Genomic DNA, 14,445 nt, shown 5'->3' with positions numbered 1-14,445 from the left:
GGGGCTCAGGGCGCGTGTGCGGCGCGCCCGCGCGTACGTACCTCCCCCTGCCGGGGCGGGCCAACCGTCCAGTGCAGGTCACGTATGTGGTGCCCACCCACCCCTCCTCAACAAGGAGTGGCCACCCTCAACTGATGAAGACTTAAGGGGTCAACACAATGGCAGCGGAGATCATCAATCCTCGCAGCGAGAGCAGTACCGAAGGAGCCTCCGCGGAGGACCCCTTCGATCCGGCCTTCGCGCTGCACCGGGGCGGCAAGATGGCCGTCCAGGCCACCGTCCCGATCCGGGACAAGGACGACCTGTCCCTGGCGTACACGCCGGGTGTCGCGAAGGTGTGCAGCGCCATCGCCGAGAACCCGGAGCTGGTCCACGACTACACCTGGAAGTCCCAGGTCGTCGCCGTCGTCACGGACGGTACGGCGGTGCTCGGCCTCGGTGACATCGGGCCGGAGGCGTCGCTTCCGGTCATGGAGGGCAAAGCGATCCTCTTCAAGCAGTTCGGCGGGGTCGACGCGGTGCCCATCGCGCTCGCGACCACTGACACGGACGAGATCATCGAGACGGTCGTCCGGCTCGCCCCGTCCTTCGGTGGAGTGAACCTGGAGGACATCTCGGCGCCCCGCTGCTTCGAGATCGAGCGGCGGCTCCAGGAGGCCCTGGACATTCCGGTCTTCCACGACGACCAGCACGGCACGGCGGTCGTGACCCTGGCGGCGCTGCGCAACGCGGCGAAGCTGACCGGGCGCACGCTCGGCGATCTGCGGGCCGTCATCTCGGGCGCGGGCGCGGCCGGTGTGGCCATCGCCAAGTTCCTGCTCGAAGCGGGCCTGGGCGATGTGGCGGTCGCCGACCGCAAGGGCATCGTCAGCCGGGACCGCCAGGACCTGACCGACGTCAAGCGCGAGCTTGCGGAGATCACCAACAAGGCGGGCCTGTCCGGCTCCCTGGAGACCGCGCTCGCGGGCGCGGACGTCTTCATCGGCGTCTCCGGCGGTACGGTCCCGGAGCCCGCGGTGGCGTCGATGGCGCCCGGCGCGTTCGTGTTCGCCATGGCCAACCCGAACCCCGAGGTCCACCCCGACATCGCGCACAAGTACGCGTCGGTGGTCGCCACGGGCCGCTCGGACTACCCGAACCAGATCAACAACGTCCTTGCGTTCCCGGGCATCTTCGCGGGAGCCCTCCAGGTCCGGGCCTCCCGGATCACGGAAGGCATGAAGATCGCGGCGGCCAACGCGCTGGCCGATGTCGTCGGCGACGCCCTCGCCGCCGACTACGTCATCCCGTCCCCGTTCGACGAGCGGGTCGCCCCGGCCGTGACGGCGGCGGTCGCGGCCGCCGCGCGCGCGGAGGGCGTGGCGCGACGCTGAGCAAGGCGTCAGGACGTGTGTACGGGACGTGGCTCACACCTCGATGAGGTTCCGCCGCGTCCCGTACGCGTTCTAGGGTCAGGGCCATGTTCGCCGCCTACGCCGCACGCATCGACCGTGACCAGCCGCTCAACGGCCTTGAGTTGGGGGAGCGGCCCGCTCCGGAAGTACGTCCGGGGTGGTCGCTCATCGACGTACGGGCCGCGTCCCTGAACCACCACGACCTCTGGTCGCTGCGCGGGGTGGGGCTCAGTGAGGACAAGCTGCCGATGATCCTGGGCTGCGACGCGGCCGGGGTCGACCAGGACGGCAACGAGGTCGTCCTGCACTCCGTGATCGGCCAGAGCGGCCATGGCGTGGGCCCGGCCGAGGGGCGTTCCATCCTCACCGAGAAGTACCAGGGAACCTTCGCCGAGCAGGTCGTGGTGCCGACCTGGAACGTGCTGCCCAAGCCCAAGGAGCTCAGCTTCGCGGAGGCCGCGTGTCTGCCGACCGCGTGGCTGACCGCGTACCGGATGCTCTTCACCAACGCGGGCGTACGGCCCGGCGACTCGGTCCTGGTGCAGGGCGCGGGCGGCGGGGTCGCCACCGCCGCGATCGTGCTCGCCAAGGCCGCCGGGCTGCGGGTCTTCGCCACCAGCCGCGACGAGGCCAAACGCAAGCGGGCCGTTGAGCTCGGCGCGGTGGAGGCGTACGAGCCGGGCGCGCGGCTGCCGCAGCGGGTCGACGCCGTCATCGAGACGGTCGGCGCGGCCACCTGGTCCCACTCGGTCAAGTCGCTCAGGCCCGGCGGCACCCTGGTGATCTCGGGCGCCACCAGCGGCGACAAGCCCGCGCACGCGGAGCTCACCCGGATCTTCTTCCTGGAGCTGAAGGTGGTCGGCTCGACCATGGGCACCAAGGACGAGCTGGAGGACCTGCTCGCGTTCTGCGCGGCGACGGGCGTACGGCCGGTCATCGACGAGGTGCTGCCGCTGGACCGGGCCCGCGAGGGCTTCGCGAAGATCGAGTCCGGCGACGTCTTCGGGAAGATCGTGCTGACGACCTCTTGATGGTTCGTCAGAAACCCTGATCTGATCTCCGGCACGTTCGTAGTCGACGTGCCGGAGGTTTGCCATGCGTATGCCCAAGTACCTTGTGGCGATGGGGTGTTGTGCCCTGCTGGCGGCCGGGGGTGTGGCGCCCGGCCCCGCTCGCGCGGCGGACCGGGGCGCTGGTGAAATCCCCCGGCTCACCGACGACCAGGGGCGCACGCTCACCCTGCGCGGCTGGAACGTCGAGGACAAGACGCACCGGGGCGACCAGGCGCTCTCCGCGATCACCGAGCGGACCTTCCGCGATCTGCGCGCGCACGGCTTCGGCTTCGCGCGGCTGCTGGTCTTCTGGGACGACCTGGAGCCGGTGCGGGGCCAGTACAGCCAGCCGTATCTGCGCAAGATCGAACGCATCCTGGACTGGGCCCACCGCTATGACATCAAGGTGCTGATCGACGCCCACCAGGACGTGTTCGGCCCGGCGTTCGGGCATCGCGGGATCCCCGAGTGGGCGACGCGCACGGACGGGCTGCCGTTCACGCACCACCCCGACGACTGGTTCTCCGAGTACTACGAGCCCGCCGTGCAGCGGGCGTTCACCCATCTGTACGAGGACGCGGATCTGCGGCGGGCGCAGGCGGCGATGTGGCGGGTACTCGCCGAACGGTTCGGGCACCATCCGGCGGTCATCGGGTACGACCTGATCAATGAGCCGATGGGCGAGTTCCGGGCGGGCGAGGACCCGGCGACGGCCGCGCGGCGCGTGGAGGCCGAGCAGGTGACGCCGATGTACAACCGCCTTGCGCGGGCGGTGCGTTCGGTGGACCGGCGGCACTGGCTCTTCGTCGAGCCGACACCGGCGGTGGGGGAGGGGGTGCCGACGGGCCTCGGCAAGATCAAGGATCCGAAGGTCGTGTACGCGCCGCACTTCTACAACACCGCGATGGAGTCGGGCGCGGATTACGACCCCTCCGCGCACTGGATCGAGTCGTACGAGGCCGCGGTGACGGCGTATCCGAAGGAGCAGCGGATTCCGGTGGTGGTCGGGGAGTGGGGGCCGCCCGACTCCTCACTCCCGCACATGGGGCGCTTCTACGCCGACGCGATGGCTTCGCTGTCCCGGTACACCTCCGGGTGGGCGGGTTATGTGTGGTGCTACGGGGGTGGGTATTGCGCGGCCGACGCGTCTGGCGCGCTGCGCCCCAATAAGGCCCTGACTGCCACGCCGTACGCGGCGGCTGTGGCGGGGCGGGTGCGGTCGGAGACGTATGACCCGGGGTCGCGGACGTATCGGCTGGTGTATGTGGCGGGGCGGGGGGTTACTGAGTTGTCCGTGCCGACGGGTGTGGGGGAGTGGCGGGTTGGGGTGTCGGGTGGGGCTTGGGTGCGGGGGACGCGGGTTGTGGGTTTGCCGGGGGCGGTGGTGACGGTGGTCGTCGTGCGCGATTGACCCCACCCCGCCCCTTCCCTAAACCCTCCGGGGGTGGGTGGGTGGGTGGGTGGGGGTGAGGGTGGGAGGGTTTTCCGGGGGCTGCGCCCCCGGACCCCCGTTTGTCTGCGGGTCGTGGTGGGTTGCTCGCGCAGTCCCCGCGCCCCTCAGAGGGCCCTCCGGGCCCATCAAGGGGCGCGGTCCGTTCACCCCTTGGTGCGGAGGATCAAGCCGATGTGGGCCGCCGCCGTGGACAAGTGGCACCGCGCCTCTCGGAGTTGGGACTCCGTCACGCCATAGTCCCGCGCCGCGTCGCGGATGTCGTCGCGGAAGCGGTCCAGGAGGCGGTCCAGGTCTCGGGCCGGGTTGTCGGTGCTGGGGGTGTCCTCGGCCCAGGTGGGGGGCTCGGTGGGGCGGGCCGTTTCCTTGGTCAGGTCCACCAGGCCCTCCCATGAGCCGAACTGGTCCCGCACCTGCTGCTTCACCCGCTGGACCTGCTCGCGGGCCCGTTCCTGGGCCTCCTTCGCCTGGCGGCGGGCCTGTTGGGCGTCCTCGCGGGCGCGGCGCGACTCGTCCTTCGCCCGGCGCGCCTGCTCCTTCCACTCCTGCTTGGCGCGCTTGAGCTCCTCCTTGGCCTGCTGCCAGGACTCGACGCCCGCGTTGGCGCTGCCGTTGCGGGCCTCGTGCGTGGCGCGGCGTACGTCGTCGCGCAGGTCGCCCGCCGCGCCCCGCACGTCCGCGCGGATCTCGGCGGCGAGCTCGGAGACCGACTCGCGGATCTCCAGCTCCAGATCGGCCAACTCGCCGCCGCGCCCGGCGAGTTCCGCCCGGCCCGCGTCGGTGATCGAGTACACCTTGCGGCCGCCCTCGGTGGTGTGGGTGACCAGGCCCTCGGCCTCCAGCTTGGCGAGCCGGGGGTAGACGGTGCCGGCGCTCGGCGCGTACAGCCCCTGGAAACGCTCCTCCAGGAGGCGGATCACCTCGTAGCCGTGGCGCGGGGCCTCGTCGAGGAGCTTGAGGAGGTAGAGGCGCAGTCGGCCGTGGGCGAAGACAGGGGCCATGTCAGAGCACCTTCTCGGTCGTGGGCCCGGTGGATCCCGTGCCGGTCGCGTCGGTCGGCTCGTCCTCGCGCGGCGGGCGGCGCAGCAGGGCGATCGAGCCGGACACCGTGGTCGCCCGCAGCGTGCCGTTGCCCGCGCCCAGTGTGCCGGTGATGCTCTTCGCGCCCCACTGCCCGCTGACCCGCAGGTCCTCGAACGCGTTGGAGACCGCGCCGCTGGTGGTGTTCGCCTCGACCCGGGCGTCCGCCGACGGGTGTTCGAGGCGGATGCCGATCTCGCCGGACACCGAGGTCAGCCGGATGTCGGCGGGGCGGCCGGACGCGTCCAGGTCGAGCACCATGTCGCCGCTGACCGAGTCGGCCCGTACGGACGTGGCCGCGCCCTCGATCACCGTCAGATCGCCGGAGACCGACTTGAAGACCAGGTCACCCGTGACCGCCTGGGCCTCCAGGTTGCCGGAGACCGTGTCCGCCCGGATGGAGCCGGTCAGGCCCACGAGCGTGGTGTCGCCGTTCACGCCGCGTACGTCCGTACGCCCCCGGATGCCGGAGACCACCGCGGTCGCGCCGACCACGCCCACCTCGACGGTGGACTCGGCGGGCACCGCGAGCGAGACGACCGCGTTGCGCTGCCAGCTCTTGCGGTCGAACCACTTGAGGAAGCCCTTCCAGGGCAGGTCCTCGTAGGCGACCGTGAGGGTCGAACCCTCCTGCGTGACGATCAGCGGCGGTCCCTCGATCGAGGAGACCTCCAGGCGCGCGGAACCTTCGTCGGTCCCCACGACGTTCACCGTTCCGTTGACGATCCGCACATTGAGCGCGGACACCGGCGCGTCGAAGGCGAGTTTGCGCGGCTCGGACACGGACCACGTCGACTGTGCCATGACTCTGACCTCCCTGGGCGGGGTACGACGCAACATATCGCGTCTTGTTGATAGACACGATATATCGCGGATGGGGGAAGTCAAGTCTCGCCGGGCGGGTCTCGTCGGGCGGGGTAAAGGTGACCAATGGGTGGGAATGTCTGCCTTGCCCTAGCGTTGGATCATGTCCAGCGTTCCCGCCCCCGCCGCCCTGCTCCTCTGCCGCGCCGAGCCCGCCGCTGTCCGGCCCGCCGCTCATCTGCTGCGCGAGCGGATGCTGCTCGCCCCGGCGGGGGACGGGTGGAGCGTGCTCGTGCCCGAGACCAAGCCGTGGCTCGGCGGTGAGCACCCCGTCGACCAGGTGCTCACGGGGTGGGCTTCGGCGCTCGCCGTCGGCGCCACCTGGCCCGTGGTCGCGCTCTGGTGGGACGAGGGGCGCGCCGGGTGCACGCTGGCCGCCGGGTTCCGGCGCACGGTCGGCTATGTGTGGCTGGCCGACGGGACGGCGGCGGGGGAGTGGGAGGCGATGCGGACGTTCGCGGCCCGGCTCGGGCTCGACCCCGTACTCGATCTCCAGGCCCTCGACGCGCTCACCCGTCCCGACCCGGCCGCCGACGGACGGGCGCGGCTGCTCGGGCTCACCGCCGTGCTCTCCCGCGCGGGTGTGGCGCTCCCGCCCGGGCTGACCCCGGGGGAGAGCGCGGACCGGCTGCGGTCGGTCGCGGCCGCGTCCGGCGCCGAGGCGGTCGAGTGGTCGGGCTGGCGCGACGCGGTCCGGGCCGAGCTCGACGTGGTGGAGGAGGGGCCGCTCGGGCCGTGGCTGCGCGGGCCCCTGGCGCGGGCGCTCGGCGCCGCCCAGCTGGCGGCGGGCGTACCCCTGACCGCCTGGGGTCTGGCCCGCCGCAGCGGCGGCTGGACGGTCGCGGGCCTCGTCCTGGTCGCCCATGGGGCGCTGGGGCTGGTGTACGACCGGGTGCGGGGCCGCGCGTAACGGGTCCGGCCCCGCCCCCCGGCCCCGCCCCGCCGAGCCCGGGAGCGGCCCCGCCAGGCGCCTACTCCTCGTCGTCCTCGTCGTCGAGCCGGGCCAGCCACGTGGCGAGCCGCTCGACCGGGACCTCGAAGTCCGGGTTCAGGTCGACGAACGTACGCAGCTGGTCGGCAAGCCACTCGAAAGTGACCTCCTCCTCGCCGCGCCGCTTCGCCAGCTCCTCGATGCCGCGGTCGGTGAAGTACACAACGTGCTCCTGAGATGTACCGGGATGTTCTCTCCCAGGGTATCCGGGGCCATCCGGTGCTTTCCGGGGCTCCCGCGCAACCGTCCCGCCGATTACCCTCGTCATCTCAAGTCAGGGGAATATGCGACTGGTTGAGGGGGAGCGGCCATGGCGCAGCCACGGGAGATCATGCTGCCGGGCGGAGCCGTCGTGCTGGCCCGGCTGACGACGGCCAAGGGCTACGGGGACGACGATGACGACGTCGGCGTGCTGGAGAACGCCGTCGCCAAGGTGGAGCGGCTCGGCGAGCTGATCACGGGGGTCGGGCGGTCGGTGCTGGACGCGGCCGCCGCCGTGAAGCCCGACGAGGCCACCGTCACCTTCGGCGTGGAGCTGTCCGCCAAGGCCGGGGCCGCGATCGCGATCCTCGCGGACGGCGAGGCCAAGACGTCCATCCAGGTCACGCTGACCTGGAAGCTGGAGGGTCAGCCGCAGCCGCAGCTTCAACCCCAGCTGCCTCCGCAGCCCCCCGCCCCGCCCACCGCACCCCCGGCCCCCGGCGCGCCGCCCCATGCCTGAGACGGGCGACCCGCACATCGACGATCTGACGCGTACGGCGACCGTCCATCTGGTGTCCGCGGCGGGCGGCACGATGTGGGGCAGCGGGTTCTTCGTCGCCCCCGGGTGGGTGCTGACCTGCGCGCATGTGCTGCGGCCGCACCTCGGGCGGGACCGGGAGCAGATCTTCCACGTCGAGGGCGAGCAGTTCGACCGCCTGCCGCTGCGGGCCGAGGCCCGCCTGGAGGCGTGGCTGCTCGACGACGGCCTGCGGGGCGACGACATCCCCGTCGAGCAGGACCTGGCGCTCGTCCGGCTGGTCGGCGACGACGTGGAGGTGGATCACGAGTGCGTCTGGCTCAGCGACTGCGCCGAGGCCCCGGGGGCGAGCGCGGTCGTCCACGGGTTCAGACCCGACGGGCAGCCGCTGCGCTGGCGCAGTGCCATCGACATCCGTACGTACGACGGGAGTTACGGGCTCCGGTTCACCGACACCGAGTTCCCCAAGGGGGTCTCCGGCGGGCCGGTGCTCGATCCGCACACCGGGGCCGTGGTCGCGGTCATGAAGTCCCGCCGACTGGAGCGCGACGGCGGGCGGGCCATCGCGCTGCCCGCGCTGCGCCGGTTCGGCGACCTCTACCAGAGCGTGCTCGCCGAGCACGACCGGTGGCACGGGGCCGGGCCCCGCCCCGACAGGGCCAACTGGATCGACCGGCAGCAGGAGTTACCGGCCGGCGGGCTGCACCGCACGCCCGAGCAGTGGAGCCCGGACGACCGGCGCACCGCCCTGAACCTGCTCGCCTCGGTGCCCGGGCCCGGCGGGGTCCCGGCCGTCGCCCGGCTCGCCCGCAAGGCGCGCGGCAACATCGCGCCCCCCGGCAGCCTGCCCGAACCGCGCTCCTGGCGCGACGGCCACGGGCTGCTCTACGAGGGCCATCGGCCGATGGCCGCCATCGCCTTTCTGCACTACCTCAAACTCGTCGTGGAGTACGAGCGCGGGCGCGGCGGCGACCCCGCGCGCCTGGACGCCTGGGTGAACGCGCGGCTGCGCGGGGTGCCGCCGGTGGTGCACACCGTGGTCACCGAGGCACGGCTGCCCGAGGGGATGTTCCCGGTGCTCGGGCCGGGCGGGCCGGACGAGGTGCTGCCCGTACTGCCGTATCCGGGCGGGGAGCGGGGCGGCGCCGTCGTCACCGTCGAGCTGGAGCCGCTCTCCGACGCGCCCGACCGGTTCTACTGGCGCATCCGGGTGCACGACGGCGACCGCGAGGGCTCCAGACCGGTGGACGAGCAGTGCCACGGGGACGGGGTCGCGCCCGCCGATCTGATCCGGCGGCTGCGGCGGCCGCTGGTGGACGCGTTCGAGATGGTCGACACCGACGAGTGCCCCGCGCCCCTCGAAGTCGCCCTGCCCGCCGACTACTTCGACACCGCCGTGCACCGCTGGCAGCTCACCGAGATGGGCCGGCTGTATCTCTCGCCGTATCTGGGGGTGCAGCGGAGGGTGGTGCTGCGCGACCTGGACCGGCGCGGCGAGCCCGACCGCGAGTGGCTGGTGCGCTGGGAGGGGCTGATGGCCGCCGAGGAGCTGAGCGGCGTCACCACGCCGGTGCCCGGCAGGGCGCCCCGGCCGCACCACTTCGCCGAGATGGCGCCGGGCGCGGTGCCGGTGCTGTGCCGGCCCGCCGGGCGCGGGGTCGGCGGCGCGGCCATGCGGATGGCGCTTGAGGCCGGGCACGGCGTGGCGCTCTGGCACACCGACGCGCACCCCGAACGGGGCTGCCACGAGCGCTGCGCCGCCGTGCGCGCCGGGGCGGCCGATCTGCTCGGGCAGGCGAAGGACCCCACTGAACTCCCGGACCGGCTGCGCCGTATCAGGGAGGACATCAGCGAAACCAAGGATGCCCAGCACTGGGCGGAGGGTGTGGCGATGCTCTACGACGATCCCGGGCGGCCGCTGCCGGACCTCGACCGGCTGGACGCGCCGTGACGCGCGCGGCGACGATCCGTACGACCGCGCCGTGCGCCGCCGTGCGCCCGGCCAAGCGCCGCTGTGACCGCCCGTGCGTCCACCCATCGGTCTGCTGGCCGGAAAACGCATTTCGGACGCCTCGTAGTGGGTACGTTCACAACGGACTTCGACTCGCAACGACATGTGGTCCAGCGCGGCCATGTGGCCAGCAAGTGGTGCCCCGCCGACCGTCGACGAGGAGCGAGCGATGGACGACTGGCTGATCTACCGAGGCACCGGGGCACCGGATCCGGACCGGATCGGCGCACTGCCCGCCCCGCCCCGCTGGCGTGCGTTCGACGGCGTGCCGCGCCCGTACGAGGTGCCCGGCATCGACATCGCCTCGCTGCGCCGGCTCGGCGACCGGGTCTCCGAGCTGTCCGCGCACGACGGCGAGACCCTCCAGCTGATCAACGCGGCCCTGTATCTGCGCCGCCCGCTGCTGATCACCGGCGAGCCCGGCTCGGGCAAGTCGACGCTCGCGCACTCCATCGCGTACGAACTGGGCCTGGGCCGGGTGCTCCAGTGGCCCATCATCAGCCGCACCGAGCTCAAGGACGGCCTCTACACCTACGACGCGATCGGGCGCCTGCACGACGCCCAGCTCGCCGACGGCCAGGCCGACGACATCGGCCGCTACATCCGGCTCGGCCCGCTCGGCACCGCGCTGCTGCCCGCCGAGCGGCCGCGCGTGCTGCTCATCGACGAGCTCGACAAGAGCGACATCGATCTGCCCAACGACCTGCTCAACGTCCTGGAGGAGGGCGAGTTCCCGCTGCCCGAGCTGGAGCGGATCGCCGACCGGCCCGGCCGTGATGTCGTCGAAGTGCTCACCGACGACGGCCACCGGGTCGCGGTGCCGCACGGCAGGATACGCTGCCACGCCTTCCCGATCACCGTCCTGACCAGCAACGGAGAGCGCGACTTCCCGGCGCCGCTGCTGCGCCGCTGCATCCATCTGCACCTGGACCCGCCGCGCGAGGAACGCCTCGCGGCCTTTGTGCAGGCCCACTTCGGGCCCGGCGCCGACGAGCGCAACCTCGATCTGCTCAGCCGCTTCACCCGCGACGACGGCGACGGCGAACTGCGCCCCACCGACCAGCTCCTGAACGCGATATTCCTGACCCAGCAGGTGCGCGACGAGGGGCCGGAGCGGCGCCAGGAGATCGCCGAGCTGCTGCTGCGGCCGCTGGACACCAGGCAGCGGTGACCCGATGACCACGGCCCCCGACCCGCGCCCGGAGGACAGCGCTGTGAGCACGACCCTCACGGCGCTGGTGGCGCGCCTTCGGGAGGCCGAGATCCAGCCGACCGCCCAGGAGTTGGCGGACGCGCTGTGGCTCGCCGACTTCGCCGGACCCATTGCCCGGCCGTCGTCCCACGAGCCCGGCCCGGCGCCCGGGGTCGTGGGCGGCCCCGGCGTCAAACCGCCGGGTGCCGGCGACGGCCCGGAGCTCACCGAGCCGCGCGTCCCGCCGCAGGGCGCGTCGAGCGTGCCCACCCCTCGTACGTACGAGGGCCAGGCCGATCTGTTCACGCCGGGGCCGGTCGCCGGGCGGCAGCAGGGGGGCGGGGACACGCTCGGCCGGGTGGAGGTGGCGCCGGTGGCCGCGCCCGTCGCCGCGTCGCTGCCGGAACCGCTCGCCCTGCAACGGGCGTTGCGGCCGCTCCAGCGTTACCGCGCGCCCGTGCGGACCACCGGCCGCTACCTCGACGAGCAGGCCACCGCCGACCGGGCGGCCGACATGGGCCTGGTGATACCGGTGCTGCGGCCCGACCGGCGCCGCCAGGCGCGGCTCGCGCTGATGATGGACATCTCGTCCTCCACGCTCGTCTGGGAGCAGACGCTCGACGAACTGCGCCAGGTCTGCGAGCGGGCCGGGGCCTTCCGCGAGGTGCAGGTGCACTATCTGCACGAGGGCCCGGACGGCAGGCCGCGCGTCGGCACCTCCGTCGAGCCCAGCGGGCGCCTCGCCGAGCCGTCGCAGTTCTGGGACCCGGCCGGGCGCCGACTCACGCTGCTGCTCAGCGACTGCGCGGGCCCGATGTGGCGCAGTGGCCAGCTCCACCGGCTGCTGCACGGCTGGGCGCAGACCGCGCCGCTGGCGGTGGTGCAGCCGCTGCCCCAGCGGATGTGGCGCTCCACCCATCTGCCCACCCGGCAAGGGGTGTTGCGGCGCCGCGAGGGACCGGCGGGGCGCCTTGAGTTCCGGCCGCGCAGGCCCGAGCGGGGGCGGGCCGCGCAGGGGGTGCCGGTGCCGGTGCTGGCCCTGCGCCAGTCCTCGTTCGGCGCCTGGGCGCGGCTGGTGAGCGGCGCCACCGAGCGGACCATGGAGGCGGCGGTCGGCCGGGTGCGCGCCGACCAGGCCCCGGCCACCGGCACCGTACGCGCCGCGCAGGCCGTGGACCCGGCCGAGCGGGTCGACGCCTTCCGCGCCACCGCCTCGCCCGACGCCTCCCAGCTCGCCGCGTGTCTGTCGGCGGCGCCGCTCTCGCTGCCGGTGATGCAGCTGGTGCAGCGGGCGATGCTGGTCAACAGCGGGCCCGAGGTGCTTGCCGAGGTGCTGCTCAGCGGCCTGGTGCGCAGCCCCGGCGAGGACGACGCCGACGAGGCCGTGGACGGGGCGCCCGGCTATGTCTTCGTCGACGGGGTGCGCGAGAAACTGCTCGAACACCTGGGAGCCGGGGGCGCGTTCCTCGTCCTCAAGCACTGCTCGGAGTACGTGGAGCGGCGGTACGGGCGGACCGTGCGCAACTTTCCGGCGCTCGCCGCCGCCGTGCTCGCGGGCTCCGTCGACCCCGGCGGGCAGACCCCGGCCGGGCCGTCGGACGACCCCCGGATGCGGAAGTTCGCCCGGGTCTCCTCGCAGGTGCTGCGGCGCTTCGGGCAGCCCGACCCGGTCGTCGACCCGCGCGACGGCGCGGGCCCCGCGGAGCTGTCGCTGCGCGCCCAGGACTGCCTGGCGAGGTTCCGCGCGTACGGGACGGTCCGCGATCTCGACATGGGCGTCCAGTTGCTGACCGCCGCCGTGCGCGGCGAGCGCCGGGTGGCCGAACGGGCTTATTTCTCCAGTGAGTTGGCGCGGGCGCTGCTGCTGCGCTGGGAGCTGCGGCGGCTCGGCGAGGACCTGGGGGCGGCCCTGTCCGCCGTGGAGAACGCGCTGCCGCACGAGCGTCCCGCGCATCTGACCCTCGCCCGCATCCTGGAGGCGATGGCGGACGAGGCGGAGTCGGGGCGGGCCGGGGCGGACGAGGCGTGGTGGCTGGCCGCGCTGACCGAACCGAGGCGCCCGCCGGGACGTGCGGGGGAGCCCTGGCGGCCGCCCGCACCGGCCGAGCCGATCGCCGCCCCGGGCTCCAACGGCACCTCGGGGGCGGACGGCCCGGGCCGCACCCCGCACGACGTCGCCGTGTCCCTGCTCAACCGCGCCCACAGCAGTCTCGCCCTGATCGGCGGCATCCCGCCCGCCTCGGCCGCCCAGCGCGCCGACTGGCGGGAGGCGTCGCTCGCCCGGATCCGGGTGCTGCGCAGGCTCGCGGAGCTGGAGCCGAAGTGGGCGGACGGCTGCCTCGACACCGCCGTCCATGTCGCCGACTCGCTGCTGGCCGAGGAGCGCGGCGCCGGCGTCCTGCTGCTGCGGGGCGCGCTGCTGCTTACCCTGGCCCGCCGCAGCGCGGCCGGCACCGGCGAGCGCTCGCCGATCACCACGCGCGCGTACGCCGAGCGGGCCGTCCAGGACCTGTACGCCGGGTTCGAGTCGCTGGCCCCCGGCTCGGTCTCCGACGACGAGGTCAGCCGGTCCTGGCTGCACCTCGCCGACGCCGTCGAGCTGGCCCGGAGCGAGGTCGACGACTCGGCCAGGCTGACCATCCTCCAGGCCCTGGACCAGGCACGCAGCTACGCGGGCCCGGACCGCGAGGCCCAGGCCGAGTGCCTGCTGCGGATGGCGCGGGTGCTGCGCGAGCGGTACGAGTCGACCCGCACCCGCGCCACGCTGGACTCGGCGGTGGTGGCCTGGTCCGACGCGGTCGAGCTGCTGAGCCCCGACGACCCGCGCCGGCCCGGCGCCTTCGCCGAGCTCGGCGACGCGCTGACCGTACGGGCCCGGGTGCGCGGATCCCGCGACGACGCCCGGGGCGCGGTGAAGGCGCTGCGCCGGGCGCTGGACGAGACCTCCGAGTCCGACCCCGAACTCGCCCGGCGGCGCTTCCTGCTGGCCGCAGCGCACGTACGGCGGTTCCATCTCGACGGCGTCCTCGCCGACCTCCACGAGGCGCACTGGATACTCGGCGCGGCGGCCCGGGCCACCGACGACAGCGCGGTCCTCGCCGCGATCTGGCAGCTGCGCGCGCAGACGGTCGTACTCCTGTCGCGGCGCACCAAATCGAGCGCCCGGCTCGGCGAGGCCACCGACCTCGCGCTGCGGGCCGCGCAGGAGGCCCGGGCGGCCGGGCAGCTCTCGGTGGAGGTCGCGGCGCGGCAGCTGCGGGCGGGGCTGCTCGAAGAGACGGCGGGTCCGGCCAGGGCGGTCGAGGAGCACCGCGAGGTCCTGCGCATCCTTGAGGAGGCGGGGTGGCCGGACCCCGAGGCCGAGGCGCTGAGCCGGGCGGAGATCGAACGGCTCACCGGCGAGTCGGGAGCGTCGTGAGGGCGAGCGCGACGGATGGCGGCAGGGCGGTGCCGGACGCGACGGCACTGCCACCCCTGCGCCCGCTCACGGCCCGCGAGCCCCAGGAGTGCGCGCACCCCGTACTGGCGGCGGTCCTCGCGGAGCTGCGGGAGCGAGTGGGAGGCGAGGGGCGGGGCGCGTACTTCAGCGACGCCCCGGCGGTGGGGGCGTACTTCGCGGACGCCCCGGCGCCACGACGAGCCGATGCGCAGGGCTGCGGGGACAAGACGTGA

12 protein-coding genes are annotated in these 14,445 nt (G+C 73.6%); 9 read left to right on the top strand and 3 right to left on the bottom strand.

Annotated elements, in window-relative coordinates; genetic code table 11:
- The first annotated feature begins 158 nt into the window (after positions 1-158).
- From ACT1U9_RS09480 to ACT1U9_RS09470, 3 genes are all read left to right on the top strand, one after another.
- Positions 159-1,373, top strand: a complete 1,215-nt coding sequence (locus tag ACT1U9_RS09480) for an NAD(P)-dependent malic enzyme (protein WP_444537907.1) — start codon at positions 159-161, stop codon at positions 1,371-1,373.
- Positions 1,374-1,459: 86 nt separating this feature from the next.
- Positions 1,460-2,425 carry a zinc-binding dehydrogenase gene (locus ACT1U9_RS09475; RefSeq protein WP_444537906.1) on the top strand — a complete coding sequence of 322 codons (966 nt, stop codon included), beginning with the start codon at positions 1,460-1,462 and terminating at the stop codon, positions 2,423-2,425.
- Between the two features lie 70 nt (positions 2,426-2,495).
- Positions 2,496-3,857, top strand: coding sequence for a cellulase family glycosylhydrolase (locus tag ACT1U9_RS09470; RefSeq protein ID WP_444537905.1), 1,362 nt, complete (start codon positions 2,496-2,498; stop codon positions 3,855-3,857).
- Between the two features lie 185 nt (positions 3,858-4,042).
- Here ACT1U9_RS09470 and ACT1U9_RS09465 read toward each other — a convergent pair whose 3' ends face one another.
- Positions 4,043-4,897: a helix-turn-helix transcriptional regulator gene (locus ACT1U9_RS09465; RefSeq protein WP_444537904.1), complete on the bottom strand. Its 855-nt coding sequence runs from the start codon at positions 4,895-4,897 to the stop codon at positions 4,043-4,045.
- Position 4,898: 1 nt separating this feature from the next.
- Positions 4,899-5,780, bottom strand: coding sequence for a DUF4097 family beta strand repeat-containing protein (locus ACT1U9_RS09460; protein ID WP_444537903.1), 882 nt, complete (start codon positions 5,778-5,780; stop codon positions 4,899-4,901).
- 163 nt (positions 5,781-5,943) lie between these two features.
- Between ACT1U9_RS09460 and ACT1U9_RS09455 the strand changes: the two genes are divergently transcribed.
- Positions 5,944-6,750 carry a hypothetical protein gene (locus tag ACT1U9_RS09455; protein ID WP_444537902.1) on the top strand — a complete coding sequence of 269 codons (807 nt, stop codon included), beginning with the start codon at positions 5,944-5,946 and terminating at the stop codon, positions 6,748-6,750.
- Positions 6,751-6,811: 61 nt separating this feature from the next.
- On the opposite strand, the gene ACT1U9_RS09450 is transcribed toward ACT1U9_RS09455, so the two are convergent.
- Positions 6,812-6,994 (bottom strand): DUF6104 family protein, encoded by a 183-nt coding sequence (locus ACT1U9_RS09450; protein ID WP_369376427.1) that lies wholly within the window; start codon positions 6,992-6,994, stop codon positions 6,812-6,814.
- A 147-nt stretch (positions 6,995-7,141) separates the two neighbouring features.
- On the opposite strand from ACT1U9_RS09450, the gene ACT1U9_RS09445 reads away from it, so the two are divergent.
- The 5 genes from ACT1U9_RS09445 to ACT1U9_RS09425 all read left to right on the top strand — a co-directional run bounded on the left by ACT1U9_RS09445 (position 7,142) and on the right by ACT1U9_RS09425 (position 14,445).
- The gene (locus tag ACT1U9_RS09445; protein WP_444537901.1) at positions 7,142-7,552 is read left to right on the top strand and encodes a CU044_2847 family protein; all 411 of its coding nucleotides are present in this window, start codon (positions 7,142-7,144) and stop codon (positions 7,550-7,552) included.
- On the top strand, positions 7,545-9,521 hold the full coding sequence (locus ACT1U9_RS09440) for a VMAP-C domain-containing protein (RefSeq protein ID WP_444537900.1): 1,977 nt from the start codon (positions 7,545-7,547) through the stop codon (positions 9,519-9,521). Before ACT1U9_RS09445 ends, ACT1U9_RS09440 begins: the two co-directional genes overlap by 8 nt.
- A gap of 229 nt (positions 9,522-9,750) precedes the next feature.
- Positions 9,751-10,752 (top strand): AAA family ATPase, encoded by a 1,002-nt coding sequence (locus ACT1U9_RS09435; protein ID WP_444537899.1) that lies wholly within the window; start codon positions 9,751-9,753, stop codon positions 10,750-10,752.
- A gap of 43 nt (positions 10,753-10,795) precedes the next feature.
- Positions 10,796-14,191, top strand: coding sequence for an SAV_2336 N-terminal domain-related protein (locus ACT1U9_RS09430; RefSeq protein WP_444537898.1), 3,396 nt, complete (start codon positions 10,796-10,798; stop codon positions 14,189-14,191).
- On the top strand, positions 14,188-14,445 hold the full coding sequence (locus ACT1U9_RS09425) for a hypothetical protein (RefSeq protein ID WP_444537897.1): 258 nt from the start codon (positions 14,188-14,190) through the stop codon (positions 14,443-14,445). Before ACT1U9_RS09430 ends, ACT1U9_RS09425 begins: the two co-directional genes overlap by 4 nt.

It is taken from the genome of Streptomyces sp. BR1 (genome assembly GCF_052373795.1).
In the GTDB taxonomy this organism is placed as follows: domain Bacteria; phylum Actinomycetota; class Actinomycetes; order Streptomycetales; family Streptomycetaceae; genus Streptomyces.
Note: the sequence above shows the minus strand (reverse complement) of the source record. Positions and strands in the feature narration are given on the sequence as shown.